This window comes from Marinovum sp. PR37 (assembly GCF_028807375.1).
GTDB classification, from domain to species: domain Bacteria; phylum Pseudomonadota; class Alphaproteobacteria; order Rhodobacterales; family Rhodobacteraceae; genus Marinovum; species Marinovum algicola.
Genome location: NZ_JARAML010000004.1, coordinates 1 through 25,457 on the forward strand (window position 1 = coordinate 1; position 25,457 = coordinate 25,457).

General features: G+C 65.0%; 23 protein-coding genes. 6 read left to right on the forward strand and 17 right to left on the reverse strand.

All coding sequences use genetic code 11. The features are described from left to right. Positions 1-1,031, forward strand: a 1,031-nt coding sequence (locus PVW49_RS04555) for a sulfatase family protein (RefSeq protein WP_274589998.1), incomplete at its 5' end; no start/stop codon positions are given. A 21-nt stretch (positions 1,032-1,052) separates the two neighbouring features. Here the strand turns inward: PVW49_RS04555 and PVW49_RS04560 are convergent. The 13 genes from PVW49_RS04560 to PVW49_RS04620 form a co-directional block, all read right to left on the reverse strand. After that, positions 1,053-3,053 (reverse strand): sigma-54-dependent Fis family transcriptional regulator, encoded by a 2,001-nt coding sequence (locus tag PVW49_RS04560; protein WP_274589999.1) that lies wholly within the window; start codon positions 3,051-3,053, stop codon positions 1,053-1,055. 71 nt (positions 3,054-3,124) lie between these two features. Next, a complete protein-coding gene (locus PVW49_RS04565; RefSeq protein ID WP_274590000.1) occupies positions 3,125-3,616 on the reverse strand; it encodes a hypothetical protein in 492 nt (163 codons plus the stop codon). 184 nt (positions 3,617-3,800) lie between these two features. Further along, complete coding sequence (gene katG, locus PVW49_RS04570) at positions 3,801-6,017, reverse strand: catalase/peroxidase HPI (RefSeq protein WP_274590001.1); 2,217 nt, start codon at positions 6,015-6,017, stop codon at positions 3,801-3,803. A gap of 87 nt (positions 6,018-6,104) precedes the next feature. Continuing rightward, a complete protein-coding gene (locus PVW49_RS04575; protein ID WP_274590002.1) occupies positions 6,105-6,500 on the reverse strand; it encodes a VOC family protein in 396 nt (131 codons plus the stop codon). Between the two features lie 105 nt (positions 6,501-6,605). After that, the gene (locus tag PVW49_RS04580; RefSeq protein ID WP_274590003.1) at positions 6,606-7,649 is read right to left on the reverse strand and encodes an NAD(P)-dependent alcohol dehydrogenase; all 1,044 of its coding nucleotides are present in this window, start codon (positions 7,647-7,649) and stop codon (positions 6,606-6,608) included. Between the two features lie 60 nt (positions 7,650-7,709). Further along, positions 7,710-9,341, reverse strand: coding sequence for a molecular chaperone GroEL (locus PVW49_RS04585; RefSeq protein ID WP_074835127.1), 1,632 nt, complete (start codon positions 9,339-9,341; stop codon positions 7,710-7,712). A gap of 66 nt (positions 9,342-9,407) precedes the next feature. Next, entirely contained in the window at positions 9,408-10,211 is an 804-nt protein-coding gene (locus PVW49_RS04590) for an iron-sulfur cluster assembly protein (RefSeq protein WP_274590004.1), read from the reverse strand. Between the two features lie 4 nt (positions 10,212-10,215). Continuing rightward, on the reverse strand, positions 10,216-11,241 hold the full coding sequence (locus PVW49_RS04595; RefSeq protein ID WP_074835130.1) for an amidohydrolase family protein: 1,026 nt from the start codon (positions 11,239-11,241) through the stop codon (positions 10,216-10,218). A gap of 90 nt (positions 11,242-11,331) precedes the next feature. Continuing rightward, a complete protein-coding gene (locus tag PVW49_RS04600; RefSeq protein ID WP_048530927.1) occupies positions 11,332-11,706 on the reverse strand; it encodes an MmoB/DmpM family protein in 375 nt (124 codons plus the stop codon). 21 nt (positions 11,707-11,727) lie between these two features. Further along, on the reverse strand, positions 11,728-12,789 hold the full coding sequence (locus PVW49_RS04605) for an aromatic/alkene monooxygenase hydroxylase subunit beta (protein WP_074835131.1): 1,062 nt from the start codon (positions 12,787-12,789) through the stop codon (positions 11,728-11,730). A 47-nt stretch (positions 12,790-12,836) separates the two neighbouring features. Then, positions 12,837-13,895 carry a 2Fe-2S iron-sulfur cluster-binding protein gene (locus PVW49_RS04610; RefSeq protein ID WP_074835133.1) on the reverse strand — a complete coding sequence of 353 codons (1,059 nt, stop codon included), beginning with the start codon at positions 13,893-13,895 and terminating at the stop codon, positions 12,837-12,839. Positions 13,896-13,971: 76 nt separating this feature from the next. Continuing rightward, a complete protein-coding gene (locus tag PVW49_RS04615; RefSeq protein WP_074835134.1) occupies positions 13,972-15,636 on the reverse strand; it encodes an aromatic/alkene/methane monooxygenase hydroxylase/oxygenase subunit alpha in 1,665 nt (554 codons plus the stop codon). A gap of 472 nt (positions 15,637-16,108) precedes the next feature. Further along, the gene (locus tag PVW49_RS04620; RefSeq protein WP_074835136.1) at positions 16,109-17,347 is read right to left on the reverse strand and encodes an RNA polymerase factor sigma-54; all 1,239 of its coding nucleotides are present in this window, start codon (positions 17,345-17,347) and stop codon (positions 16,109-16,111) included. A gap of 83 nt (positions 17,348-17,430) precedes the next feature. On the opposite strand from PVW49_RS04620, the gene PVW49_RS04625 reads away from it, so the two are divergent. After that, positions 17,431-18,384: a hypothetical protein gene (locus PVW49_RS04625; protein ID WP_074835137.1), complete on the forward strand. Its 954-nt coding sequence runs from the start codon at positions 17,431-17,433 to the stop codon at positions 18,382-18,384. Here PVW49_RS04625 and PVW49_RS04630 read toward each other — a convergent pair. From PVW49_RS04630 to PVW49_RS04645, 4 genes are all read right to left on the reverse strand, one after another. Continuing rightward, positions 18,381-18,560 carry a hypothetical protein gene (locus tag PVW49_RS04630; RefSeq protein WP_048530918.1) on the reverse strand — a complete coding sequence of 60 codons (180 nt, stop codon included), beginning with the start codon at positions 18,558-18,560 and terminating at the stop codon, positions 18,381-18,383. The genes PVW49_RS04625 and PVW49_RS04630 overlap by 4 nt on opposite strands. A 25-nt stretch (positions 18,561-18,585) precedes the next feature. Continuing rightward, on the reverse strand, positions 18,586-19,722 hold the full coding sequence (locus PVW49_RS04635) for a WD40 repeat domain-containing protein (protein WP_074835138.1): 1,137 nt from the start codon (positions 19,720-19,722) through the stop codon (positions 18,586-18,588). Then, complete coding sequence (locus tag PVW49_RS04640; RefSeq protein ID WP_274590005.1) at positions 19,723-20,013, reverse strand: hypothetical protein; 291 nt, start codon at positions 20,011-20,013, stop codon at positions 19,723-19,725. Between the two features lie 383 nt (positions 20,014-20,396). Next, positions 20,397-21,389: a LysR family transcriptional regulator gene (locus PVW49_RS04645; protein WP_274590006.1), complete on the reverse strand. Its 993-nt coding sequence runs from the start codon at positions 21,387-21,389 to the stop codon at positions 20,397-20,399. Positions 21,390-21,483: 94 nt separating this feature from the next. On the opposite strand from PVW49_RS04645, the gene PVW49_RS04650 reads away from it, so the two are divergent. The 4 genes from PVW49_RS04650 to PVW49_RS04665 are packed head-to-tail and all read left to right on the forward strand — an operon-like array spanning position 21,484 to position 25,457. Continuing rightward, positions 21,484-22,350, forward strand: coding sequence for an ABC transporter permease (locus PVW49_RS04650; RefSeq protein WP_048530910.1), 867 nt, complete (start codon positions 21,484-21,486; stop codon positions 22,348-22,350). Continuing rightward, positions 22,350-23,141, forward strand: a complete 792-nt coding sequence (locus PVW49_RS04655) for an ABC transporter permease (protein WP_048530908.1) — start codon at positions 22,350-22,352, stop codon at positions 23,139-23,141. The genes PVW49_RS04650 and PVW49_RS04655 overlap by 1 nt, the downstream gene beginning before the upstream one ends. Before the next feature lie 38 nt (positions 23,142-23,179). Continuing rightward, positions 23,180-24,328, forward strand: coding sequence for an extracellular solute-binding protein (locus PVW49_RS04660; protein WP_244526422.1), 1,149 nt, complete (start codon positions 23,180-23,182; stop codon positions 24,326-24,328). 52 nt (positions 24,329-24,380) lie between these two features. Beyond that, the gene (locus PVW49_RS04665; RefSeq protein ID WP_048530906.1) at positions 24,381-25,457 is read left to right on the forward strand and encodes an ABC transporter ATP-binding protein; all 1,077 of its coding nucleotides are present in this window, start codon (positions 24,381-24,383) and stop codon (positions 25,455-25,457) included.

Sequence of the window (25,457 nt, forward strand, 5' to 3'; positions counted from 1 at the left end):
TCCTGATTGACGCCGGATTCTCATCTTGTTTGTCGCGCTGCAGGCTGACGCCGGACACCGCGCATTTTCAGGCCTGGCGCTCGGCGCTGGAGGCGCCCTGGCATTCCTCGCCCTGGATCGGCGACCGCGCGATCGAGATGATCGACAACAAGGATGACAGGCCGCTGATGGCCTGGGTGTCCTTTCCCGATCCGCACCCGCCCTTTCTGGCACCGCAACCCTGGTGCGACAGCTACACGCCCGAGGAGGTGACGATTGCCCGGCATCCCGAACTCGACCTGGAGAACCGCCCCTGGTGGCACCGCGCCTTTGTCGAGGACCGCGCCAGGCCGATCAAGCAAGGCGCCGAGCACAATGCCGGCGGCATCGACTGGGGGCAGAAAGGCGAGCTGACCGACGCCGCCCTGCGCGACATCACCCGCATCTATTTCGGCATGATCTCTGCCGTCGACCATGAAGTCGGGCGTATCCTGCATGCGCTGGAGACCGCCGGCGAGCTGGACAATACCTATGTCATCTTCATCAGCGATCACGGTGAATGGCTGGGCGATCACGGGCTGCTGCTGAAGGGGCCGATGCTCTATGACGGGTTGCTGCGGGTGCCCTGCCTGATCCGCGGCCCCGGCATCCCCGGGGGCCGGGTCATCGATGATCCGGTCGGCACCGTGGATGTCCTTGCGACGGCGGCCGATCTTGCCGGGCTGGCCGCCCCGGAGGGGCATGGCCGCTCGTGGCGCGGGCTCTGGACCGGCCAGGAGAGCCGCGACTTCGCCCTGTCGGAGTACGAGGTGGACAGCCAGCGCTCGGCCGTGGATATGGATTTGATGACCGTCCGCAGCGCCCGCTGCCGCATGTCGATGGATCTGCGCACCGGGACCTGCGAGCTCTACGACCTGCACGACGACCCCGACGAGATGGTCAATCGCTTCGACGACCCCGCCTATGCCGCAGTCCGGCGCGAGCATACCGACATGATCCGATCCCGGCCCGACGACAGGATCCCCGCCGCGCCGCGCGTCGGCTGGCACTGACGCCGCCAAAGGCCGGCGCGGTCAGCCCTTGCGGATCCGGTAGCGTTTCATCTTGCGATAGAGGGTCGGACGCGAGATGCCCAGCACCTGGGCGACCTTGGACAGATTGCCGTTTTCCGCAAGGATCGTCCGCCGGATGGCGCTCGCCTCGATGCTTTCCAGATCGCCGGAGTGGCCGCCGAGGATATGTTCGAGCGAATCCTCGGCGCCGCCTTCGAAATCGTCGAGGATCTCCGGCGGCAGGTCGCGCTCGGTCACCAGGCTGTCGGTCTTGATCAGGTAAAAACGCTGCACCGCGTTGCGCAGCTCGCGCACGTTGCCGGGCCATTGATAGCGCCTCAGCAGTTCCCGCACCTTGTCGGTAAAAGTCAGCGGCGCCTGGCCGGTCTCTTCGGCGTAATGCTGCGAGAAATGCTCCAGCAGCGCGATCACGTCATCGCCGCGTTCACGCAGCGGCGGCACTTCGATGGTCATCACGCCAAGGCGATAGAACAGGTCGCGGCGGAAATTGCCTTTCTCGATCTCCTGTCGCAGATCGCGGTTTGTCATCGCCACCAGCCGCACGTCGACCCGTCGGCGTTGGCTGTCGCCGATGCGATAGATCGCCCGCTGTTCCAGCGCCCGCAAAAGATAGGGTTGTAACTCGATCGGCATGTCGCCGATCTCATCGAGGCAGAGCACACCGCCATTGGCCAGCTCGAACTTGCCGGTGCGCCCGCCCTGCGCCGCACCGGTAAAGGCACCCTCGGCATAGCCGAACAGCTCCGCCCCGATCAGATCGCTGGAGATCGCGGCGCAGTTGACCGGCACATAAGGCGCCTTGTCATCAGGCAGACGGCTGTGGATCAGCCGCGCGAAGAGCTCTTTGCCGACGCCGGTCTCGCCATGGATCAGCACCGAGACATTGGCCAGCGCCGCCCGTTCGGCCAGACCCATGGCATCAACCATCTTGGGCGAGGTTCCGACGATCTGGATCTGCGCCTCGCTGACATTGGCGCGCGGCTTGATCTTGCAGGTTTCGCCTGCCTTGGGCCTGAGCGCGCTGCGATCCTTGAGAAACAGCGCCGCGCCACGAAACACGCCTTCGAGTTTGAGCCGCTCGATGCCCTCCGCCTCGACGTTCAGCGGCAGGAGCTTGGGAATGTCCTGATCCGACAGCCCCTCGAGCTTGGGCAACAGCTTGTGGCCCACCGAAAGCTCCTTGGCCTGGCGCAGCATGTCCTCTTCGAACCCGCGCCGGAACAGCACCCGGCCGGATTGATCGACCAGCACCACGCTTTCATGCGCGCGGCTGTAATCCGACACCAGGAAGGCCTCGAGCAGTTGCGTCCGCTCGACCTGTTTCTGCTCGGCCAGCGCAATCTCGATCTCGCGCGCGGCGGCCAACACCAGCGCCACATTATGCTGACGAAAGATCTGCGGCGGCCCCGAGAGGTCGACCACGCCGATGATCGTCTGGGTGAAGGGATCGAAGATCGGCGCCCCGGCGCAGGTCCAGGCCTGCACCCCTTCGGCGAAATGCTCGGTCGCATGCACACAGGCCGGTTTTCCGGTCTTGAGCGCGGTGCCGATGCCATTGGTTCCAATGGTCTTTTCACTCCAGTCGCCGCCCAGTTCCAGGTGGATCTCCTGGCCTTCGTCGAGCACATGAGCATCGCCGATGGCATCGATGATGACGCCCTGATCATCGGCCAGGATCAGGATTGTCCGGGCCTCCTTCAAATGCGGTTCCAGCCGTTTGAACGCCGCCGAGGCCGCCTTGCGCAGCGCGGTATTGCGCTCGCGCCTGAGGTGGATCTGTTGCTCATCATAGACCTTGCGCGACGCCAGGCTGGCGGCGTCGACACCGGAATCCCGGCTCCGGCGCCAGGAATCGAGGATCTCCTCGCGCACCTTCGGAGGCCGTTCATCGACCGAGGAGCCGGTGCTTACAAACCGTTCCCAGGCCTCGCGGGTGTCATATTCCGAATAGCTGGAACGGTCGGGCAATCCTTGCGGCCTCTTGCTTTTCGAGTCTGTCATCAGGGCCCCTTTGTCAGGCCTGGTTGCATGTCCTTCGGTCGGTTACGGATAACAAAGGCGCGGCGAATGGGTCATTCGTCGCGCGGCACAAGCACGTCTTCGAGGCGGTCCGCCAGGTCTCGGTCACTGAATGCATCGGTGATCTCGACCCCGTCGAGATGCGCCAGGGCGGCCTGCATCTCGGGGTCCAGCGGTGAAAAGAACCCGTTCTCGCTGCTGGCCAGCACAAAACGCTTCGAGAGGACGCTGCCGCGGATCTCGCCCAGCATCTGCATCTGGCGACCGGTCGATCTGTCGACCAGGACAACGCGGTTGTTCAGGCTCACCTTGACATAGGGCTCGGCCACATCGCTTGTCACCCGCGCCTTGAGGTCATGGATGATCAGCCCGTCGGGCTTGGGCGGCTCGCGGCGGTGCGCCTGATCGGCCTGCATCTTGCTGAAGCCGCCATTGCTGATCTGATCCGCCAGCTTGCGGATTGTGCCGGCATTCTGGGTCAGCAGACGCCGGGCCTTGACGTCTTCGAGACGCGGCCCCTCGCGTTTCGAGAAAATATCAACCACTGGTTCTCCTCCCGTGTTCATGTGTTAGCAGAAGGTCGCGCCCGATGCCAAAGCTTTAAGGTCGTAGGGCCATCGGCCCGCCCGGCCCTGCGATGCAGAGCGCGGCTCCTGCGGCGCGTGCCGGGGGCCATCTGCGCGGCCCCCGGCGGATGTGCTGCCCGGCAGAGACCTGCCGGATGCTGCCTCAGTCGAGATCGAACCGGTCAGCGTTCATTACCTTGGTCCAGGCGGCGACAAAATCACTGACAAAGAGCCCGGCGTTGTCCCGCCCGGCATAGACCTCGGCCAGCGCCCGAAGCTGCGAATTCGAGCCGAACACCAGATCGACACGCGAGGCGCTCCATTTCTTCGCGCCGCTGGCGCGGTCGCAGCCGTCAAACACCCGTTCGGCACCGTCGATCGGCAGCCATTCGATATCCATGTCGAGAATATTGGCGAAGAAATCGGCGCTGAGCGTGCCGGGACGGTCGGTCAGCACGCCGGTAGCGGTGCCGCCATGGGTCGCGCCGATCACACGCAGCCCGCCGACCAACGCCGTCAACTCGGGCGCGCTCAGCCCAAGAAGCTGCGCCTTGTCGACCAGCAGCGCCTCGGCGGGCACGGTATAGGCCGCCTTTTCGAAGTTGCGGAACCCGTCGGCAATCGGCTCCATCGGCTCGAAAGAGGCGGCGTCGGTCTGATCCTCCCTGGCGTCGGTGCGGCCCGGGGTGAAGGCCACCTGCACCTCATGGCCGCCGGCCCTGGCCGCTGCCTCCACCCCGGCGTTGCCGGCCAGCACGATGACATCGGCCAGCGAGACCTTCTTGCCGCCAGAGGTGCCGCCGTTGAAATCGGCGGCAAGTCCCTCCAGCACGTCGAGCACCCGCGCCAGCCGCGCCGGATCATTGGCCGCCCAGTCCTTTTGCGGCGCCAGTCGAAGACGCGCGCCATTGGCACCGCCGCGCTTGTCCGATCCGCGATAGCTCGATGCCGAAGCCCAGGCGACCCAGACGCAATCGGCCACCGACAGGCCCGAGCCGAGGATCTCCGCCTTCAGCGCGGCCGCGTCCCTGGCGTCGATCAGCGGATGATCGACCGGCGGCACCGGGTCCTGCCAGATCAGCTCTTCCGCCGGCACCTCCTTGCCGAGATACCGGGCCCGGGGCCCCATGTCGCGGTGGGTCAGCTTGAACCAGGCGCGGGCGAAGGCCTCGGCAAATTCCTCGGGGTTCTCGTGAAACCGCCGCGAGATCGCGCCATAGGCCGGGTCCATGCGCATCGCCATGTCGGCGGTGGTCATCATCACCGGCACCCGGTCGCCCGAGCCATCGACCTGCGGCGCGTGGTCATCGTCGGTCAGCCCCCTGGCGTGCCAGATATGCGCCCCTGCCGGGCTTTTTGTCAGTTCCCAGTCATAGCCGAGCAGCAGGTCGAGATAGCCCATGTCCCATTGCGTCGGGTTGGCCGTCCAGGGCCCCTCGATGCCCGATGTGGTGGTGTCGACGCCCCGGCCGCTCTTGTGGCCGTTCTTCCAGCCGAACCCCATCTCCTGTACCGGGCAGCCCTCGGGCTCGGCGCCGACCAGTGCCGGATCGCCGGCGCCATGGGCCTTGCCGAAGGTGTGGCCGCCGGCGACCAGGGCGACGGTCTCTTCGTCATTCATCGCCATCCGGCCAAAGGTGTCGCGGATGTCACGCGCCGAGGCCAGCGGATCGGGCACGCCGTCGGGCCCCTCCGGGTTGACGTAGATCAGCCCCATCTGCACCGCGGCCAGCGGGTTTTCCAGCTCGCGCGCGCCGGAATAGCGGCTGTTGGGCCGGTCCGAAGTTGCCAGCCATTCCTCCTCGGCGCCCCAATAGACATCCTCTTCGGGGGCCCAGATATCGGCGCGGCCGCCGCCAAAGCCGAAGGTCCGACCGCCCATGCTCTCGATGGCGACATTGCCGGCCAGGATCATCAGGTCGGCCCAGGAGATCGCGTTGCCGTATTTCTCCTTGATCGGCCAGAGCAGTCGACGGGCCTTGTCGAGATTGCCGTTGTCGGGCCAGGAGTTCAGAGGCGCAAAGCGCTGGTTGCCGGTCGAGGCGCCGCCGCGCCCGTCGGCGGTGCGGTAGGTGCCGGCGCTGTGCCAGGCCATGCGGATGAAAAGCGGGCCGTAGTGGCCGTAATCCGCCGGCCACCACTGCTTGCTGTCGGTCATCAGCGCGGTCAGATCGGATTTTACCGCATCGAGATCGAGCGCCTTGAAAGCCGCGGCATAGTCAAAGCCGTCGGGCATCGGATTGGCCGCCGGCGGATGCTGGTGCAGCACCGACAGGTTGAGCTGGTTCGGCCACCAGTCGCGGTTGCTGCGCCCTGCCCGGTTCGTCGTGCCGTGCATCACCGGACAACCGCCCGCCGGCCGCAAATCGTTTCCATCCATGGTCTTGTCCCTTGTTACGTATCTTGGAGTGCTCCGGCGGCCGGTGGGGCCGCCGGGCATCGGTCTGTCAGGTGGTTTGCCGGTGTCTCATTTGAAACGCCCGGCGCGTTGCAGGACCTCGATCTCGTAGCCATCGGGGTCCTTGACGAAAAAGAAGCGCGCCAGCCGCCGGCCCGCGTGCCGGAAATCGACCAGCTTGCGCGGGGCCAGCCCTTCTGCCGCAAAGCGCGCATGTTCGGCCGCCACATCCGCGACGCTGAACGCGAGATGGCCGTAACCCGTGCCCAGGTCGTAAGCCTCCTCGGTGCCCTTGTTGACGGTTAGCTCGAGCTCGAACAGCGTTTCGTCGTTCGACAGATAGATCAGCGTGAAATCGTCGAACTCGATCCGGTCGGCCACCCCGAGGCCAAAGGCCGCGCGGTAGAAGGCCACGGAGCGATCCGCGTCACGCACGCGGATCATCGAATGGATGGCTTTGGCCATGTCGCACCTCGGCGGTTGAAGCGTTGGGCCCTGCGGCCGTGACGGAAGGCAAACGACCGCAGGGCGAAGCGCCCGAGAAGGCGCTCCGGGGAGCCGGGCGGGTGATCAGGGTACGATCACGCCCCGCCCGGTGAACTTGCGATCCTTGAAATCGGTGACCGCCTGGTTGATGTTGGCCAGCTTGTATTCGGTCTGGTGCATCCTGACCTTGCCGTCGGCGTTCATCTCCATCAGCTCGACCAGCTCGACGAAATCGCCGACGAGGCTGCCGCCGATCTTGATCTCATTGGCCACCAGTTCCAGCGTCGGCACCCGCACCTCGCCGCCGTAGCCCACCATGATCAGCTCGCCACCCTGGCGCAGCAGCCGCCAGCAGAGGTTTTCGGTGCCATGTTCGCCAACGAAGTCGATGGCCACATGCGCACCGCCGCCCGTCAAATCCTTAATCTCCTCGATCAGGTTTGGCCCGCCACCCAGCACGATGTCGGCGCCCAGATCGCGGGCCAGCGCCTGCGCCGCAGGCTCGCGGTCAACGGCGATGACCCGCGCGCCGCTGGTGTGTTTCAGCACCTGAAGCGCGATATGGCCGAGCCCGCCGATGCCCAGCAGCAGCACGTAACCGCCGGGATTGAGCAGCTTGGCGGCCTTCTTGGCGGCGCGATAGGCGGTGATGCCCGCATCGGCCATCGGCGCCACCTCCAGCGGCGTAATGCCGGTGTTCAGCTTGATGATCGAGCGTTCGTTGGTCTTGAAATACTCGGCAAAGCCGCCGTCGAGGCCAAGCCCCGGAAACTTGCCGTGATCGCAATACATGTCGTGGCCATAGCGGCAGCTCAGGCAGATTCCGCAGGCGTTGAACGGGTGACAGATCACCGCGTCGCCGGGTTTGACCGAGGTGACATTGCTGCCCACGTCCTCGACCCAGCCGGCGTTTTCATGGCCCATGACATAGGGCAGAAGGTTGCCTTCGGTGTCCATGATGTCCTTCCAGACACCTTCGATGATATGCAGATCGGTGCGGCAGAGGCCGGCGGCGCCGACCTTGACGATCACCTCGTCAGGCGCCGCGATGGTCGGTGCGGCGACCTCCTCGATTGCCAGTTCGACGTTCATCGCGGGGTCGTATTCGTAGAGTCTCGCTGCTTTCATGGTCTTGTTCCTTGTGTCTGAACGGGGCCGGTCGGGCCGGCCCCGGGGGAGCACCAGCGCTCAGGCGCGGCCCAGCAGCTCGGCGCCGCCGCCGCGGGCCGGGCCTTCGGTGGGATCGGCCTCGCCCTCTTCGAGATCGCCGACCAGGGTTTCCGTGGTCAGGATCAGCGTCGCGACCGAGGCGGCATTGACCAGCGCCGAGGCCGGCACGCGGGCCGGATCGATGATGCCGGCGGCGTACATGTCGCCGAAGCTGCCGGTCGCGGCGTCATAGCCATGGCCCGCCGGGCCCTCGGCCACCGCCTGCGCCACCGCGGCAACATCGGCCCCGGCATTGCGGGCGATGCGGCGCAACGGCTCGGTCAGGATCGAGCGCACCAGCTGGATGCCCTTGGCCACGTCGCCCAGCGCGTCGAGCGTATCGAGGCAATCGGCGATCTGCGCCAGGGCCGTGCCGCCGCCGGCAACCACGCCATCCTCGGCCGCCGCCTGCACCGCGCAGAGCGCATCCTCGATCAGCTGGATCGTGCGCTTCTGCTCCACCGGCGTGAAGCCGCCGGCATAGATGATCGCGCTGCCGCCGGTAAGTTTCGACAGCCGCTCGCGCAGCTTGTCCTTGTCGATATTGGGCGGGGCATTGTCATGCTGGCGCTGCACCTGATTTCGCCTTGCGGTGATCGCAGCCGCATCGCCCTCGCCGCGCAGGATCGAGGTGCCGGAGGCATGGCAGCGCACGGTCTCGCAGCCGCCCAGTTGGGCGCGGGTGACATTCTCGATCTTCTTGCCGAGGTCGCGGGCCAGCACCTCGCCGCCGGTGAGGATTGCCAGATCGTCCATCATCGCGGTGCGCCAGTGGCCGTATTCCGGCGGGTGCACGATCAGGAACTTGCCGGCGCCGCCAGTGTCGAGCAGCCGCACAACCACCTCGGGCGCGATCTCCTCGGCGATGATCAGGAGCGGCCTGCCCTCCTCTTCGGCAATCGCGATCGCGGGGTCCAGCAGCTCGGGCTTGAGAATCTTCTGATCGGTCATCAGGATCAGCGGGTTGCGCAGCACCGCTTCCATGGTCTCGCGGTCGGTGACCATGTGGTGCGAGATGTAGCCGCGCTCGAAGGACATGCCTTCGACCACCTCCATCGTGGTGTCGATGGTGACGCCGAAATCGGCCGAAATCACGCCGTCGCGGCCGACCCGGCGATAGGCCTCGGCCACCAGTTCGCCGAGCTTGGGGTCGGTCGAGGACACCCGCGCAACCGCTTCGAGATATTCCGGGTGATCGTCGCAGTCGCGCGACGAGGCGTCGATGGCCGCCACCACGCGGTTGACGGCAAGGTCGATGCCCTTGCAGAGATCGACCGGCTTGACGCCATTGTCGGTCAGATCGACGCCGCGCTGGATCAGCGCATTGGCCAGCACGATGGCGGTGGTGGTGCCGTCGCCGGCGACGTCGTTGGTCTGCATCGAGACCTCGCGCACCACCTGGGCGCCCATGTTCTCGAACCGGTCGTTCAGCTCGATCTCGCAGGCGATGCTGACCCCGTCGCGGGTGACCAGCGGCGTGCCGACCGGCCGGTCGACCATCGCGTTGAGCCCCTTGGGCCCGAGGGTGGGTTCCACCGCCGCCGCCAGCCGCGCGACACCGCGGGCCAGGCAGTTGCGGGCGGTCTTGCCGTGTACCATGAGTTTCGCCATATCTTCCTCCTTCGCCGCCGCGGATGCGGGGCGTCCTCCCTTGTTTTGTCGTGTGATGCCGGCCGCTTAGGTGGCCTTCACGCCCTCGTCGCGGGGCGGCACCCGCCCGGCGATGAAGTCGATCAGCTGCGGCCCGTCGGGCCCGATCTCGACTTCCTTGTAGCGCGTCTTGGCAAGCCCCCGGCAAAGCGCGCCGTTGAACTCCATGTTGATCCGGGTGCTGCTCAGCTTGGTCAGATGCGCGCGCAGCTCATGCGGCGCGATCTCGTCACCGTCCCAGGTGGGAAAGGCCAGGTCCTGCGGCTCTGATGCCAGCCCCTGCGCCAGCAGCAGGTCGAGGTAACGCGGCAATTGCCGCAGCTCCTCTTCACCGCTGAACGCCACCCGGCGCAGCGCGCCGAGCGTCATCGCGGTGATCTCTGCCGGTTCGTGGCCCAGCGCCTGAAGCCCCAAGAGCACCGTCTCCTGGCGCCGGTCGAAGGCCTTGGCGAGGAAGGTTTCCACCACCTCGTCCAGCCGCGCGCCGTCGCAGTACTCTGCGAAGATCTCGGTAAACGCGCGGCCGCTGTTGACGCCTTCGTTGACCTTGTCACCGAAGCAGTGATCGTTGAGCAGCACCTCGGCCTCGGCCACCCAGGGCAAGGCCATCACCTCGCGGCGGATGCCGAAGGCCATGAGAAAGGCGAAGTTCGGCGAGCACCAGTAGGTGGGAAGGCGAAACGCCACCCGCACCTTTCTGGCATCCGTCACCTCAACCGCTTCGACAAAGCCCATGTCGGTGATCGGTTCATCCAGCTCGGGGTCGGTCACGCCATCAAGACGCTCCCAGACCTCGAGCTCCAGTTCCTTTTTCAGATTGGCGACCAGCATGCCCCTACTCCGCCGCGATCTGCACGGGGGCGCCGGCCAGTTCGGCCTTCTTGGCGGCGACATCGATGCCGTAGAGTTTCGCCGCGTTGAGCCCGAGGATCTTCTCCTTGATTTCGTCGGTCAGCTGCACGCCGCCGCGCTCGGCCGAGATGTCATCGGGGATCTGATAGTCCATGAACTGATCGACCAGCCATTTCGGCGTCCAGATCGCATAGTCCGAGCCAAACAGGATCTTGTCCTCGCCCACCCACCAGAGCAGTTCGGCCATGACCTCGCCGAAGTAGCGCGGGCGGGAATGGATGAAGGGCATGGCGACGGCCAACCCGGCGTAGACGTTGGTTTCCTGCGTGGCGATCCAGCAGAAGTCGTCCAGCCGCGGCAACCCGCAATGTTCGACGATCCAGTTGAGGTTCTGGAAATCGGTGGCGGCGTAATCGACATCATCGACGCTGAAGGCATCCTTCGACAGCGGGATGATCGTCGGGCCCTTGTGGACGTGGATGTTCTTGATGCCCAGCTTGTCACACAGCTCGAAGCACTTGTAGGCCGCGGGATCGTTCAGCGCCCAGCCCTTGCTGTCGCCGTTCCACTCGGCGGTGTACATCTTCACGCCGGAGATATCGTAGGTCTCCTTCATGTAATGGATGTATTCCAGCGCCTTCTCGCCATCGCGCGGATCGAAGCTGCCGTTGACGATGAAGCGCTCGGGGTGGCGCTTGGCCATCTCGTTCGAACGTTCCAGACAGCCGAAGCCCTTCTTGTAGAAGTCGCTCAGCACCGTGGTCTGGATGATCGCCATGTCATTGGGGCCGTCGACGAACAGGTCGCGATAGATGTCGTCTTCGCTGTATTTCTCGAACTTCGCCTTTTCCCAGAGCTGTTCCGGCGGGCTGAGGTTGGTGTGATAGGCGTAGAAACATTCGATGAACTGCTTGCCGTGCACATTGGCCTGGTTCTCGGGGCTGCCGTCCCAGAAATGGGTGTGGCCGTCGAGCACGAAGATCTCTTTTCCGTCCTTGGTCGTGTACATGGTGTCCTCCCTTGCGTGTGGCTGAGTTTGCTGTCGGCTCCGGGGTCGGGGTGCCGGACCCCGGAGCCGGTCATCCGCGAAACGCGGCGATCAGATGTATTCCATGACCTCGTTCATGTCGCCGAACAGGATCACGGTGTCGTCGTCGACGCGCACCATCCGCCCGTAGTGGGTGGAGGTATTGACCTCGAAGGTCTCGGCGGTCATCTCGCGACCGAGGTATTCGGTGATCTCGTCCATCTTGAAGATCAGCTTGCCCTCGCCGTCGATGCGGATGGTCGCCGGGTTGTAGGTGATCGTCACTCTGGGGTCGTTCTCCTCCATGAATTCGGCGATGGCGCGGGCCTCGACGCTGTCGTTCATGGTGACGCCGCATTGATGCGAGACTTCGCGCGAGGTCAGATCGATGTCCTTCATCGATTTGAAGATGTTCTGGTTCGACGCATTGCGCGCTACGGTAGACATATCTCTTTTCCTTTCAGAAGGTTACTCGAGCCCCAGCTCGGCGACGATGTGATCGAGGCGCTCTTTCGAGACCGCTTTCACGTCTTCGAAGGACACCGGCTTGGAATGCGGCTGCGACCAGATCGGCTGCAATGCGGCGGCGGCCTTTTCGGCCAGGGCGCCATGTTTCGCGAGCCAGGACTTGAAGAGCGCGCGGTTGTGCGGCCCGTGCTCTTCGTCATGCGCCAGCAGGTAGATCAGATCGACGGTATTGGCGAGATTGCGCTCGAAATCCGCCTCGGCGGCCGAAATCACCGGCGGGGTGATGAAATCATTGTTGGCCGCCGCCGCCTGCATGAAGAAGCCCGAGCGGACCAGCTCGCCCACCATCGGCTCGAACACGATGTTGATGGCGAAATACTGCTCGAGGTAATCCTCGGAGCCCATGATCGTCTCGATCGCCTCGCGGCAGGGCTGCCAGATCGGGTCCTCCAGCCAGGCCTGCTTGCCCAGTTCGTCCGACCAGCCGTCGATGTCCATGCCGATTTCGGCCAGATAGAGCGTGATGTCCTGGCTCAGGCGCATCTTGTAAGACGAATTGGTCAGCGTGGCATTGTTGATCATCTGGGTGTAGCCATAGCGCTGCGCCTGCATGAGCGAGGTGCCAAGGCCGAATTCCGCGTGTTTCCAAGCGCCCAGGTGCTTTTGCAGGATCATCTGCCAAGCCTTGTCAAAAGCCTTGTGCGCGCCGGCCTTGCGGGCATTGGCGATGACGTTCTGCACCATGGTCTCGATCTTGGACTGGCGCTGGTAATGGGTGCGTTCCCATTCCTGATCCGGGGCACGAAAGGCGTGCCAGTTCGACGACAGCGCGGCGGTGTTGTCCTTCCGATAGGCGCCGCCGCCCTTGCCGCCCTCGAATTCGATGATCCAGTTCTGGATCAGGTAGCGCTCGGGATCGGGCTGCACGTCGACGGTGACGTCCTCATAATGCGTCGCCCGCTTGCCGCGCGGCTCGAAGTAGTTGTATTTGCGGCTTTTCGAGCCGGCGAATTGCGCCGCGCCGGCAGCGCCGGATCCGACAGAACTTGATGTTGCTACCATGGTAGCCTCCCTTGTGTTGTGTTCACGTCACTAGCGTTCGACCCGTCTCAATGGGTCGAAGAACCGGAAGTGGGGGTGAACTTGTCGTAGAAGATGCGATCGGTGTCGAAGTCGTGCATGAAGAGCACCGGGGTCAGCGCGTCGATCATCGGCGGCGGGCCGCAGGCATAGACATCGCCCGCGCCGTCGATCCCCAGCTCCTTGAGATGGCTGTCGACGTATTCATGCACGAAGCCGCGCGCGCCCTCCCATCCGTTGGCCTCGTCCTCGTGGCTCAGCACCGGGATGAACTCGACGGTTGGATGCGCGGCGGTCAGCGCGGCGATCTCGTCGAGCTTGAACAGGTCGCTTTGCGAGCGGGCGCCATAGTAGAAATAGACCGGGCGGTCCTCGCCGCTGGCGATGTGGTCGTTCAGGATCGACCAGACCGGTGACATGCCCGAGCCCGCGCCCACCAGGATCACCGGTCCCTGTCGGTCCTCGCGTCGGAAGCACATTCCGTAGGGGCCTTCGACGCGGACGTCGGCGCCGGCTTTGATGCCGCCGTCGTCAAGCTCGTTGCTGAACCGTCCGTCGGGGTATTTTTTGATGATGAAGCCGAGTTTCTGGGTTTCGCTCGGCGGATTTGCCATGGAGAACGAGCGTGTAATCTCCTCCCCCGCTTCGGTTTTGACCGTGATGTCGACATATTGGCCCGCCCAGAATTTCAAAGGCGCATCCAGTTCGATTTGAACCCCGCGAATGTCATGGGTGAGTTTCTGGAAGTCGACGATCTTGCCGGAGTATTGCTTGACCGGAATGGATTTCGACAGCACCTCCTCATCATAGTTGAGAAGTTCGATCTCGAGATCGCTGAACGCCAGCGACCGGCACATCAGGATATGGCCGCCGTCCTTTTCCATGTCGTTCAGCGCGAATGTGGAATAATTCTCCATCTCGCTCTCGCCGTCGAGCTGGACGCATTTGCAGGCCGAGCATTGGCCCTCCTTGCAGCCGTGCGGCAGGGCAATGCCCTGGCGGAACGCGGCGTCGAGGATGTATTCGCCGTCTTCGACCTCGAATTCCACACCGACCGGTTCCAATCGGACGTTATACGTGTCCGTCATCGTGTCCTCCCTTTCATCGACGCGCCGTCTGACGCCTCGGGGTGCGGGGGCCGGATGCGGCCCCCGCGGTCTGCGATCAGTTGCAGGGGTTGATGGTGAAGCCGGCCTGGTATTCGGCGATATGCGCCGCGCGGTCGGCCTCGTTCATGTTGCGCAGCATGTTCAGCGGCGAACGCAGGGTGTGGCCGCGCACATGCTCGAGCTTCCACATGTCCTTGTTGTCGAAGCGCAGGTGCGGCTGGGCGGTCAGGGTCTCGCCGTCGTCGCGGACGAAGTTGAGGTCCTTGATCGCATCCGCGAGATCCCAGCCGTCATAGACGCTTTCCCATTCGCGCTTGCCCGAGAACTTGCCCATTGCCGGGGTCGGCCGGCCCTGGAATTCATCAGAAAAGGCCTCGACCGCGGTCCAGCGGTCCAGCTCATGGGCAAAGGTGTGCAGCTCGCCGTCGATCTCGTCGACCACCATGTCCTCGCGGATCAGGCAGGGCACGAGGCAGGACCAGCAGCGGTGCGGATAGACATAGCCGGTGTCCTGATTGAAGGTGACGACGGTCTCGCCCGGCTTCGACAGCTTGGCGTACCATTTCCAGAACTCGCCGAACTCGGCGTACCAGCCCGGGTACTTGTGCTCGAACCACTCGAAGTCCTTCTCGGTCTGGGCCTCGATCCGCCAGAAGTTGACCGGCCAGCCGACGGCAAAGAACTGTGCGACCTTGTGGACGTAGTTCTTTTCGGTGATCCGCTTCCAGGCTTCCTGAACGTCGTCGTGGTGCACCTTCACGCCGTATTTCTCGAGCGGCAGCATGTAGGTCCGGTAGTAATCCTCGAAGATCCAGCGGTGCCACATCTCGGCGTAGGATTCCTTTTCCTTGTCGCGGTTGGTGGTGCCGTATTCGATGAACGTGCCGATGGCGGCGTCGACGATGGCATGGTTCTGCCAGAAGGCGTATTTCAGGTCGCGTTCCAGCAGAAGGTGGTTCTCGGGCTCCTTCAGCGCCGCCATCAGCAGCGAATGCCCGTTGCCGATGTGGCGGCTCTCGTCCGACTGGACCGAGAGGAACACCGTGGGCAGCGCATAGTCGCCATTGCGCGCCGCTTCCGACGGCATCGCCACGAAGAGCGTGTTGGTAAAGGCGGTCTCGGCCACGACGGTCAGATACATGCAGGCGGCGGTCATGGTGTCGCCGGTGATGAAGCCCTCGCCGAACTGCCGGCCGATGGTGGTGGCGTAGCACTTGCCGAAGGCCTCTTCGGTGATGTCGAAACCGGCCGGATCGATGTAGTTCTCCATGTACCACTTCTTCAGGTTCATCTGAATCGTGGAGTGGCGGAATTCATCGACCATCTGCATGGTGAAGCCGGTGCGCAGGTCCTCGCCCGGCGACAGGCGCGCCACCATGGCCATCGAGCGCGCGGCCGAGATCTCGGGGAACGGGATGATCGCCAGAAAGAGCTTCATCCACTCGATCCAGCGGGGTTCGACATTGCGGAACATGTCACCGCGCAGGGCGGCATCCAGCGCGCCATAGACCCGGTTGTCCTTTTCCTCTTCCATCGGGAAGTAGGAGCGCAGGACCTGCTTCATCGGGTCGCGCGGGGCCTTGGTGATCTTGTAATCCGTCGGGAAGGTGCTGGCCTCCTGCACGTAAGACGGATTCCATCCGAGATCGGAGATCTTCTTGGTGGCCTCCCCAACCGAGATACCACGTTGCGACGTGATCTTGTTAAGCGTCAAAGTCATGCCATGAGCCTCCTTACAGCTCTGCGGCCGGGTGCCCGGCCTGTTGGCGGCTTTTGCCGTTTCGTTTGCGCGCCCGGGGGCGCCGGTTCTCGGCAAAGGTTGTGGAGATCGCGCTCCCGTCCTTCGTTCTTGCTGCCGCCCGTCCGGTGGACGCCGCGGCTTGTGCCCTACTTGTGGCAAGACCGGTTCCAGAATTCGGGCTTTGTAAAAGTCGCGCGGTATTTTTTCGCTAATACGCTGATATAGAACGTTTATTTTTGATGAAATTTCTTGCGCAGGTTTTCGGGCCTACGGTCGTGACGCGCCGAAAAGGGCCAGAGTGTCGCAGAACGTTACACCCTGTTTCAGCTGCGACATTACACCGCGTTACACCCGTCAGCGGCGGCCCGGTCAGGTATGCAACACGAAACGGCGCCCGGGTGAGCCGGACGCCGTTCTGTGCTCGGCTTCGGGAGGGAATGAGAGGTGGAGATCAGGCCCGCAGCCGGCGTTTTGCGGCTGCCGGAACCCCGATCTCCCGCCGGTAATTCGCCACCACCCGCCGCGAGATCGCGATGCCTTCGCCTTCCAGCAGCGCCGTCAGCCGCCGGTCGGACAGTGGCTGTCTCGGATTCTCGCCCGCCAGCAAGGCGCGAAGCCGTGCCTGCACCGCCGGTTTCGACTGTGTCGCCGCCGCCGAAGCCGCGCCGCCGAACAGCGTCCGTGCGGCGGTGATCCCGTTCGGACCCTCGATCAGAAGGCCGTTCAACACCCGGCTGACGGTGCTGAGATGAAACCCGGTCTCCGCCGCGATCTCGGACATGGTCATCGGTGCCAGCGCCGCCGGCCCGTCGCGGAAGAAGGCGCCCTGGCGCGCGACGATCTCGCCCACCACCTGCCGCAGGGCCGAACGGCGGATCGCCAGCGCCTGTTTCAGCGCCCGCGCCCGGGCCAGCGCCGCCCGCGTCTCGGCGCCGGTGCCGCGCGGCACACCGGAGATGGCGACATCCTCTTGCAAGGACGACAGGAATTCGATCTCCCAGCCATCGCCTGTGGGGGTCAGCCGGACATCGGGTTCACGCATCAGCGTCGGATCGCTGGAAAAGCCACTGCCCGGCTTGGGATCGAGCTGCCGCAGCTCCGCGAGGCAGGCCTGCACCGTCTCTGCCGCCAGCCCGGTGGCCGCCACCAGACCTGCCGGGCCGCCGGTTTCGAGCACCGGAAGATGGGACAGCACCAGCCGCATGGCCGCGCTCATCCTGTCGCGCTCTTCGAGTTGAAGCCGCAGACATTCCTGCAAGTCCCGCGCGAACAATCCCGCCGGCTCGACCCGTTTCTGCACCAGCCGCAGCGCCGCGGCGATCAGATCCTGTCCCAGCCCCAGCCCCTCGGCAATCTCGTCGACCCCGCGCCCGAGCCAGCCCGACGGCTCCAGCTCGGCGACCAGCGCGGTGATCACCCGGGCCATCAGCCCGCCCTGCCCGATCAGCCCGGTAAGCTCACGGAAAACGTGGTCATAAAGACTGTTGGCCTCCGCCACCGCCGCCATTTCAAGCACATCGGTGGCCCCGGGCGCCAGCGGTCGTGGCCGCAGCACCAGCATCGGATTGTCGCGAGCCGCCTCGGCCAGATGGGCGTCAAGCTCGGCCGCCGACATCTGCAACAGCCGCACCACCTGGCCCAGCCGGAATACCTGGCTTTGCCGTGCGCGCAGGTGCAGACCCGGCCTCATGTGCCCGCCTCCCGACAAAACACTGGCCCTGCGCCGCCCGGCCCGGCTATCCTCTGTGAACGAACCTCAGGGACCGCTGCGAGATGAGCCAACACCCCCCGATCGGCGGTATCGTGCCGCTTGACGGCGCCGCGCCCGAATTGTCCTATCCCGGTTTGTCGCCGCAGCTTCTGGCGCGGATTACCCAGCTCTGGTCGGCCGCCGGCCTCGATTTCGACAGCCATTGGCGCCTGGCCATCCGCAGCCTTCAGGGCTTTCGCGCACTGCCCCGCGTCGAGACCTCGGCCAGCAGCACCGATGTGGATCTCGTGTTCCTGTTCGATCAATCCGTGATCTGGGTGCGGGCCTTGCATGGTGCTGCCAATGCCGGGCGACAGCAGGGCACGCCGGGGCTGAGCCCGGCGCAATGGCACGGGCTGGCGGCGATCTCGGCGCGGCTGACCGAACAGCTGGCGGCGCTGCGCCTGCTGGCGCTGACCGACCTGCCGATGCCGGCGATGCAGATCGCGCGCGCGATCTCGGAAGATGTCGACATGGCGCTGGTGATCCTGATCCGCCGCAAACTGGCGGCGCGCTTTGCCGCCTGCCGCACCGCCGAAGAGGCCAGCGACTTCTGGCGGCGCCATATCGCCGGCGGCCGCGCCTTTCGCAGCATCTCGGAACGGCTTTATGCCGTGGGCATCGATCATTCCGCCGACACCGACTATGCCAAGTGGCGCAAATCGGTGCTGACGACGCTGGGGGCGGCGGTACACAGCAATGCGCTGTCCACCGGCGTGCCCGCCCGGCCGCAGGACCATGTTCTGCTGAACGGCGACTCGCTGCATTTTGCTACCTTCCGCATGCATGAGCTCTGCGCCTTTGCGCAATTGGTCGAACCCGCCCTGACCCGGGCGCTGAAAGCGGCGGCCCGCGACGAGACGCAGCCCAGCCCGCTGGCCGCCCTGGCCGCGCCGCTCTGCGACATTCTCGTCAATCAGATCCAGAGTCTTTCGGCGCCGCCCACCGCCCCCCGGCAGACGGCGAAACGTCACTAGTGCTTGACGTCCTGCGGCGTGCCGAGGCGGTTCTCCGCCACCCAGCGCGCCGCCAGAACCAGCGCGCCGGCGGCAAAATCCTTGCCGTGGTCCTCGACCATTTCCTCGGCCACCTTGGCCAGTTGCTGAAAGTAGCGGTCCTTGCTTTGCTCTTCCGTGGTCAGCGCTTGTGTCATGGGTCTCCCTCCCTGAAGTTTCGTCTTACTTGAACATGTTGTTCGGAAATGTCGCGATCGACAGCCCGCCGTCGGTGCCGCCAATGGCAAGATGCGCGCCATCGTCGGACCAGGCCAGCGCGGTCACCGCATCGCCAGTGCCCTCGCGCACCAGCATCTCGTCGCCATGGCCGATGCGGCAGAGCATCACCAGCCCGGTGCCATATCCCACCGCGCAGAGATCGCGGCTGGGGTGCACGGCGATCCGGTCCACCAGCGTCAGCCCCGGCTTGCCGGTCTCGATCGGCGTGCCGTCGTGGGTGCCGAACGGCAGATCGGGCAAGCGCCAGCCGACAACGCGAAAGGCCCCGGAGGCGACCATCGCATCGGCCGCCGGGCTGACAGCCACATTGTGCACCGGCGCCGGAAAATCGACGATGCGGTCGGCCGTGCCGGCCGCGACATCGACCAGCAGCAGCGCCTTGTCGCGGCAACCGCCCAGCAGCCAGCGCCCGCAGGGCGACCACGTCAGTTCGAGCAGATCGCCGGCACAGGCAATCGTCGAGCCAAGCGCCGGCTCTTTGACTCCCACAAGGCTCACCTGCCCGTCGCCCCAGCAGGCAAGCCGGGTTTCATCGGCCGAAACTGCAATCCGCGCGACCGCATGCGGCAGTTCGAGACAGGCGATCTCGGCGCCGCCCGCCTCGGCCAGAAGCGACAGCCGGCTGCCGAAACCCGCCGCCAGCAGGCCGGCCCGCGGCAGCGCCGCCAGCGCCGTCGGCGCCAAACGCGGGGCGGCGTTCATCGCCAGCACCTGGCCACGGGCGGTGGCGCGCCACAACAGGCCGGTTTCGGCATGGGCAAAGGCAAGCCCCTGATCGCCCAGGCGGCCGGGCCGGACCTCCAGCCGCGCGACCGGCACCTCGGTGATCACCGGCGGCGGCAGCGGCTTGGTTCTCGGGCGGATGTTGGCCCGTCCGGTATCGGCCTCGACCCGCACCCGGCTGTCCGGGCTTTCGGCGTCCTTGACCGAAACGAAGGCCAGCCGGCCATCCGCCAGCAGCGCCGAGAGCGCGCTGCCGCTGGCGTTGAAGGCCAGGCCTCTGACCTCGGTTTTCAGCGCCCATGTGCGGGCGATCAGATCGAAAAGCGTCATCGCTTGCGGCGGTTTGTGTTCGGTCATTCAACTGTCCTTCCTGACGGCGGCAGCCAGCTCTTCGTCGAGCGACGAGAGCGCCTGTTCCAACCGGGTGATCCTGTGGAGATTGTCATCCAGCGCGGCCGCGTTGCGCGCCATGGCCGCTTCGTGCTCGCTGTCGGTCACGCCGTCGCGGGCGTCTTTCATGTCGAGCACCATCATGCCGCTCGCCTTTTGGTTCAGCCGCATCTGTTCGGTATTGGCCTCGGCAATCGCCTGCGTGGCTGCCAGGCGGTCGCGAAGGATGGCGTCGATGTCGCGCGGCCGATCTGTCATGGCATCCCCCGGCCTTCGGCGGGCAAAGGGCCGGGACAAGGCCGCACGTCTTCGGGGCCCCCGGAATGCTCCTGGGCCAAAGGTCTGTCGCGCATCGTCTCCCCTCCCCGGATGGCCGATGGTCTTGAGTGGCGAACAGGCTAGCCCAGCGACAGGGTGACGCAATGTTTTCGGGCGCGGCGGGCGGAATTCGCGGCGTTTTCGGGCCGCGCGGCGCAAGAGTGTAAAGTTGCGTTACGCTTCCGTTCGCGCTGTGTAACGGCGCGTTCCACAGGTGGCCTCGCTGCATTGCGGAAGGCTCTGCCCGGTTGGCGGCCCGGGCGAATCAATTGCTTGATCCCGGGCATGGCCGAATGGGCTGCCCGTCCGGTGGCTGAGACCGGTCAACGGTAGGTGCGCGCCTCCATCGGCGTGGCCTCGATGGCGTCGAGGATGCCGCGCAACAACAGGTCTTCGGCGCGGTTCTTGACCGCCCGGCTGTTCCAGACAACATGCACGTCGATCGCCGGCAGATCGCTGTAGGGCGGCAATTGCCAGAGCAGCCCGTCGCGCACATCGCGCGCCGCCACATGCATCGGCAGCGGCCCGATGCCGAGGCCGGCGATGATCATTCGCCGCACCTCTTCGAGATGCGACGAGATGCCGGTGATGCGCTGGCCCAGCTCAGCCTGGGCGCGCATCAGCGTGACCGGCCGCAGCACGTCCTGAAGCCGGTCGGTCTCGAAACTGACCGAGGCATGTCCGGCAAGATCGGCGAGGCTCAGATCGTCGCGCCCGAACAGCGGATGCGCCGGGCCGCAGAACAACCCGAAGAATTCGCGGTAGAGCCGGCGGTACTCCAGCCGCGGATTGTGATCGCGCACCAGGCAGACCGCAAAGGAGGCGCGCTTGGCCATCACCTCGGCGATCGCATCGGCACTGGAATGCACCTCGATCGACAGGCTGGCGCGCGGATGGGCGCGATGAAATTCGGCCAGCGCCTGATCGAGCAGCGGGCAGACCACATGGCTTGCGGCGCAGATCTTCACATGGCCCTGCACCTCGTCGGTCAGTTCGCGCACCAGCGTCGAGAGCCGCAGCACCGATCCGTTGATCTCGACCGCCTCGCGATAGAGCAGACGGCCGGCATCGGTCAGGGCGAAATGCCCCGGCGACCGGTCGACCAGCTTGCGACCCAATCGCTCTTCGAGCCGTCGCAGCGCCGCCGAAACCGACGGCTGCTTGAGCCGCAGGCGTTGCGCCGCCTCGGTGACAGACCGGCTGTCGGCCAGCACCACGAAGGTGCGCAGCAGGTTCCAGTCAAGCTCGCGGGCAATGCGCTCGGGCTCGAAATGCGGGTCGTTGTCGGGGGCGTCGGGCGGATCAGGCGGGATCATAGATTTCATCTATATTGAAAATTCCGATTATCTATTTGATCTATGATTGCCCGCTTCGCATGCTTTGCGCAAGTTTCATCACACGAGAGAGCGGATGTCCGTCGAAGCCCGTGAGGCACGCCAACCCTGGATCCTACTGGCCCCTGCCCTCAGCGCGGTGACCCTGCTGCTTTTCGTGCCGCTGGTCTTTATCGTGGTCTACAGTTTCTGGCTGCGCAGCGCGACCGGTGCGGATCTGCCCGGCTTCCACCTCGACAACTGGCGCGAGGCGCTGACCGACCGGTTTTATCGCGACATCCTGATCTCGACCCTGCGGATTGCCGCCATCACAACGCTGGTCTGTGCGCTGATGGGCTATCCGGCGGCCTATTTCATTGCCCGCTCGCGCGGCAACAAGATGATCCTGCTGTTGCTGCTGATGCTGCCGTTCTGGATCAGCTACATCATCCGCACGATGAGCTGGATCAACATCCTCGGCGTCTCCGGCGCGCTCAACACACTGCTGCTGGGCATCGGGGTCATCAGCGAGCCATTGAACATGCTCTACAACGAGGCGACCGTGATCCTCGGGCTGGTGCATTTCCTGCTGCCCTTCATGGTGCTCAATGTCTTTGTCTCGCTCGACGGCATCGACACCAATCTCGAGGATGCCGCCAATTCTCTGGGCGCCACGCGATGGCAGGCGTTCCTGCAAGTCACGCTGCCGCTGTCTCTGCCCGGCCTCGCCGCCGGCGGGCTGCTGTGTTTCGTGCTGGGCGCCGGCACCTATATCACGCCGCTGGTGCTGGGCGGGCCGCGCGACGCGATGTTTGCCAACCTGGTCTTCGAGGCGATCATCACCCAGCTCAACTGGCCGCTCGGCTCGGCGCTGAGCCTGATGCTTCTGGTGGTGCTCGGCGTGCTGGTGATGATCTACAACCGCTATCTCGGCATGGCGCAGTTGATGAAGGGGCTGGGCTGATGCGCTGGGGATGGCAGGCGATCCGACTCTGGACCGTGCTGGTCTATGGCTTCATGTTCCTGCCGGTTGCGGTGGTGGTGCTGCTGAGCTTCAACGCCAGCCAGTTCGGTGCCTTCCCGATGACCGGGTTTTCCCTGCGCTGGTTCGTCGAGCTGGCGCAGAACGACGCCATCATGCGCGCCTTTCGCACCTCGATCGTTCTGGGCTTGCTGACGGCGGCGATCTCGACCACGCTCGGGGTGCTGGCCAGCCTCGCCCTGGTGCGCTACCGGGTGCCGGGCGCCAATGCGATCTCGACCCTGCTGATCGCGCCGATCCTGGTGCCCGAGGTCGTGCTGGCGGTGGCGCTGCTGCTGTTCCTCAACTTTCTCGGCCTGCACAAGAGCTTTGCCCTGCTGCTCTTCGGCCATGTGATCTTTACCCTGCCTTTCGTGATCCTGGTGGTGCAGGCGCGGCTGATCGCCATCCGCCGCGACGTCGAGGAAGCGGCGATGAGCCTGGGCGCCAGCCCGGTGCAGGCCTTCTTTCAGATCACCCTGCCGCTGATGCTGCCGGCGGTGCTGGCCGGGGCGCTCTTTGCCTTCACCATCAGCTTCGACGACATCACCGGCACGCTGTTCTGGAAACCCGGCGGCGTCGAGACCGTGCCGACCCAGATTTTCGCCATGCTGCGCAATTCGATCAGCCCCGAGATCAACGCGCTTGGCACCGTGATGATTGTCATGACGGTCGGCCTGCCCCTGCTCGGGGCGGCGATCGCCCGACATCTCGCCCGCAAGAGCGGCACCTGAGAACCGCCTGCACCCATTCACCCGACAAGGAGACGACAATGACCCGAAAGATCGACAACACAACCCGATACGAACGGCTGCGCGAACGCTACATGAACGGCGGGCTGGAGCGCCGCCAGTTCCTCGGCCTGCTCGGCGCGGCCGGCGCGGCCTACGGGCTGGTGACGCCCTACCGCGCGCTGGCACAGACCGTAAGCCAGGTGCGCTTTGACGGCTGGGGCGGCGTGGTCTCCGAGGCACTGCGCGAAAACGCCTTTGACCCCTTCACCGCCAAGACCGGCATCGAGGTGGTCGATGGCACCTTTGGCGGCGCCGACGAATACCTGTCGCGGATCAAGGCCAGCCAGCCCGGCGAATTCAACATCGCCCATCTCTCGGGCGTGTTCGATTACGCGCGCTACCACAATCTCGGCCTCAGCAGCGAGTTGAACGAAGACAACATTCCCAACCTGAAATTCGTCATTCCCAAGCTGACCGAGGTGTTCCGCAAGGTGACCAACGGCACGCTGAGCTGTGTGCCCTACGACTACGGCACCACCGGGCTGGCCTACAACCGGGCCTATATCTCGGACGCGGAGATGCAGGAGAAAGGCGCGCGCATCCTCATCGACGAAGCCCACAAGGGCAAGATCGGCGGCTGGTCCGACTGGCGCACGCGGATGTGGTACGCGGCGCTGCAAACCGACCAGGATCCCAACGGCATCACCGACGAAGAGGCCGCCTGGGATGCCGTGCGCCAGCACCGCGACCTGGCGCTGAAGTATTGGAACTCGGGCGCCGAGCTGATGAGCCTGCTGGCGGAAGAGGAAATCCATGTCACCGAAGGCTGGTCGGGCCGGATCTTTGCCTTGCAGGAACAGGGCCATGACATCGGCTACATGGATCCGCCCAACGGCTTTGGCTGGCAGGAATGCATGTTCGTCATCAAGGGGTCGCCGATGGAGGCCTGCGAGGAGCTGCTGAACTTCATGCTGGCACCGGAGACCGCGATCGCCGTGGCCGAGGGCCAGAACTACCCGCCGGCGCTCGACCCGCAACAGATCGACCTCGGAGCCAAGATACCGACCCTGCCGGCTTTCGATCCTTCGGGCACGCTCGACGGGCTGACCTTTGCCGATCCGGCCTATTGGAACGGCCGCGAGGCCGATTGGTCGAAAACCTTCGGCCGCGTGCAGAAGGGCTACTGACACCTCCGCCCCCTCCGGTTGCCGGAGGGGGCCCTGACCGGAGACATTCCCCGTGAGTTCCGTCGTCCTCGACAATATCGTCAAGCGGTTCGGCAGCTTTACCGCCGTACACTCCACCAGCCTCGAGATCCCCGAAGGCACCTTCCTGACGCTTCTGGGCCCGTCGGGCTGTGGCAAGACCACCAATCTGCGGATGATCGCCGGATTGCTCGATCCGACCGAAGGCGAGATCCTGATTGGCGGGCGGCGGGTGAATGACGTGCCGATCCACAAGCGCAACCTCGGGATCGTGTTCCAGAACTATGCGCTCTTTCCGCACAAGAGCGTGGCCGACAACGTCGCCTTTGGCCTGAAATACCGCGATGTGCCGAAATCCGAGATCGCCGGCCGGGTGCAGGCGGCGCTCGATCTGGTGCAGCTGCCGGATGTCGGCGGGCGCTATCCGCGCGAACTTTCCGGCGGCCAGCAGCAGCGCATTGCCCTGGCCCGCGCCATCGTCATCGAACCTGATGTGCTGTTGCTCGACGAGCCGCTCTCGGCGCTTGATGCCAACCTGCGCGAGGACATGCGCGTCGAGCTCAAGCGCATCCAGGACAAGATCGGCGTGACCACGGTGTTTGTCACCCATGACCAGTCCGAGGCTCTGGCGATGTCCGACCGGATTGTCGTGATGAGCGCCGGACGGGTCGAACAGGTCGGCACCCCGGAAGAGGTCTACAACCGCCCGGCCAGCGAGTTCGTCGCCAATTTCCTCGGCGCCTCCAACATCCTCGAAAGCCGTTGCACCGACACCGGGCGCGATGCCGTGCAGCTCGACGTGCCGGTCTTTGGCGCCGTGCCGGTGCCGGTCGACAAGGCCCCCGAGGTGCGCCCCGGCCCGGCCAAGCTGGTGCTGCGCGCAGAAAAGCTTCTGTTGCTGGCCGAGGATGCCGAGGCGCCAGGCATGGTGACCGCCCCGGCCGTGGTGGAAACCGTGGATTACCAGGGCCAGACCGTGCGCTATTTCATCCGCGCCGGCGACCGGCAGTTGCAGGCGATCAACATGATCGACGGCCACCCCTTTGCCAAAGGCACCCAGGTCACCGCCGCCTTCCGCCCGAGGGACTGCGCCGGGCTGCCGGGGGCATGA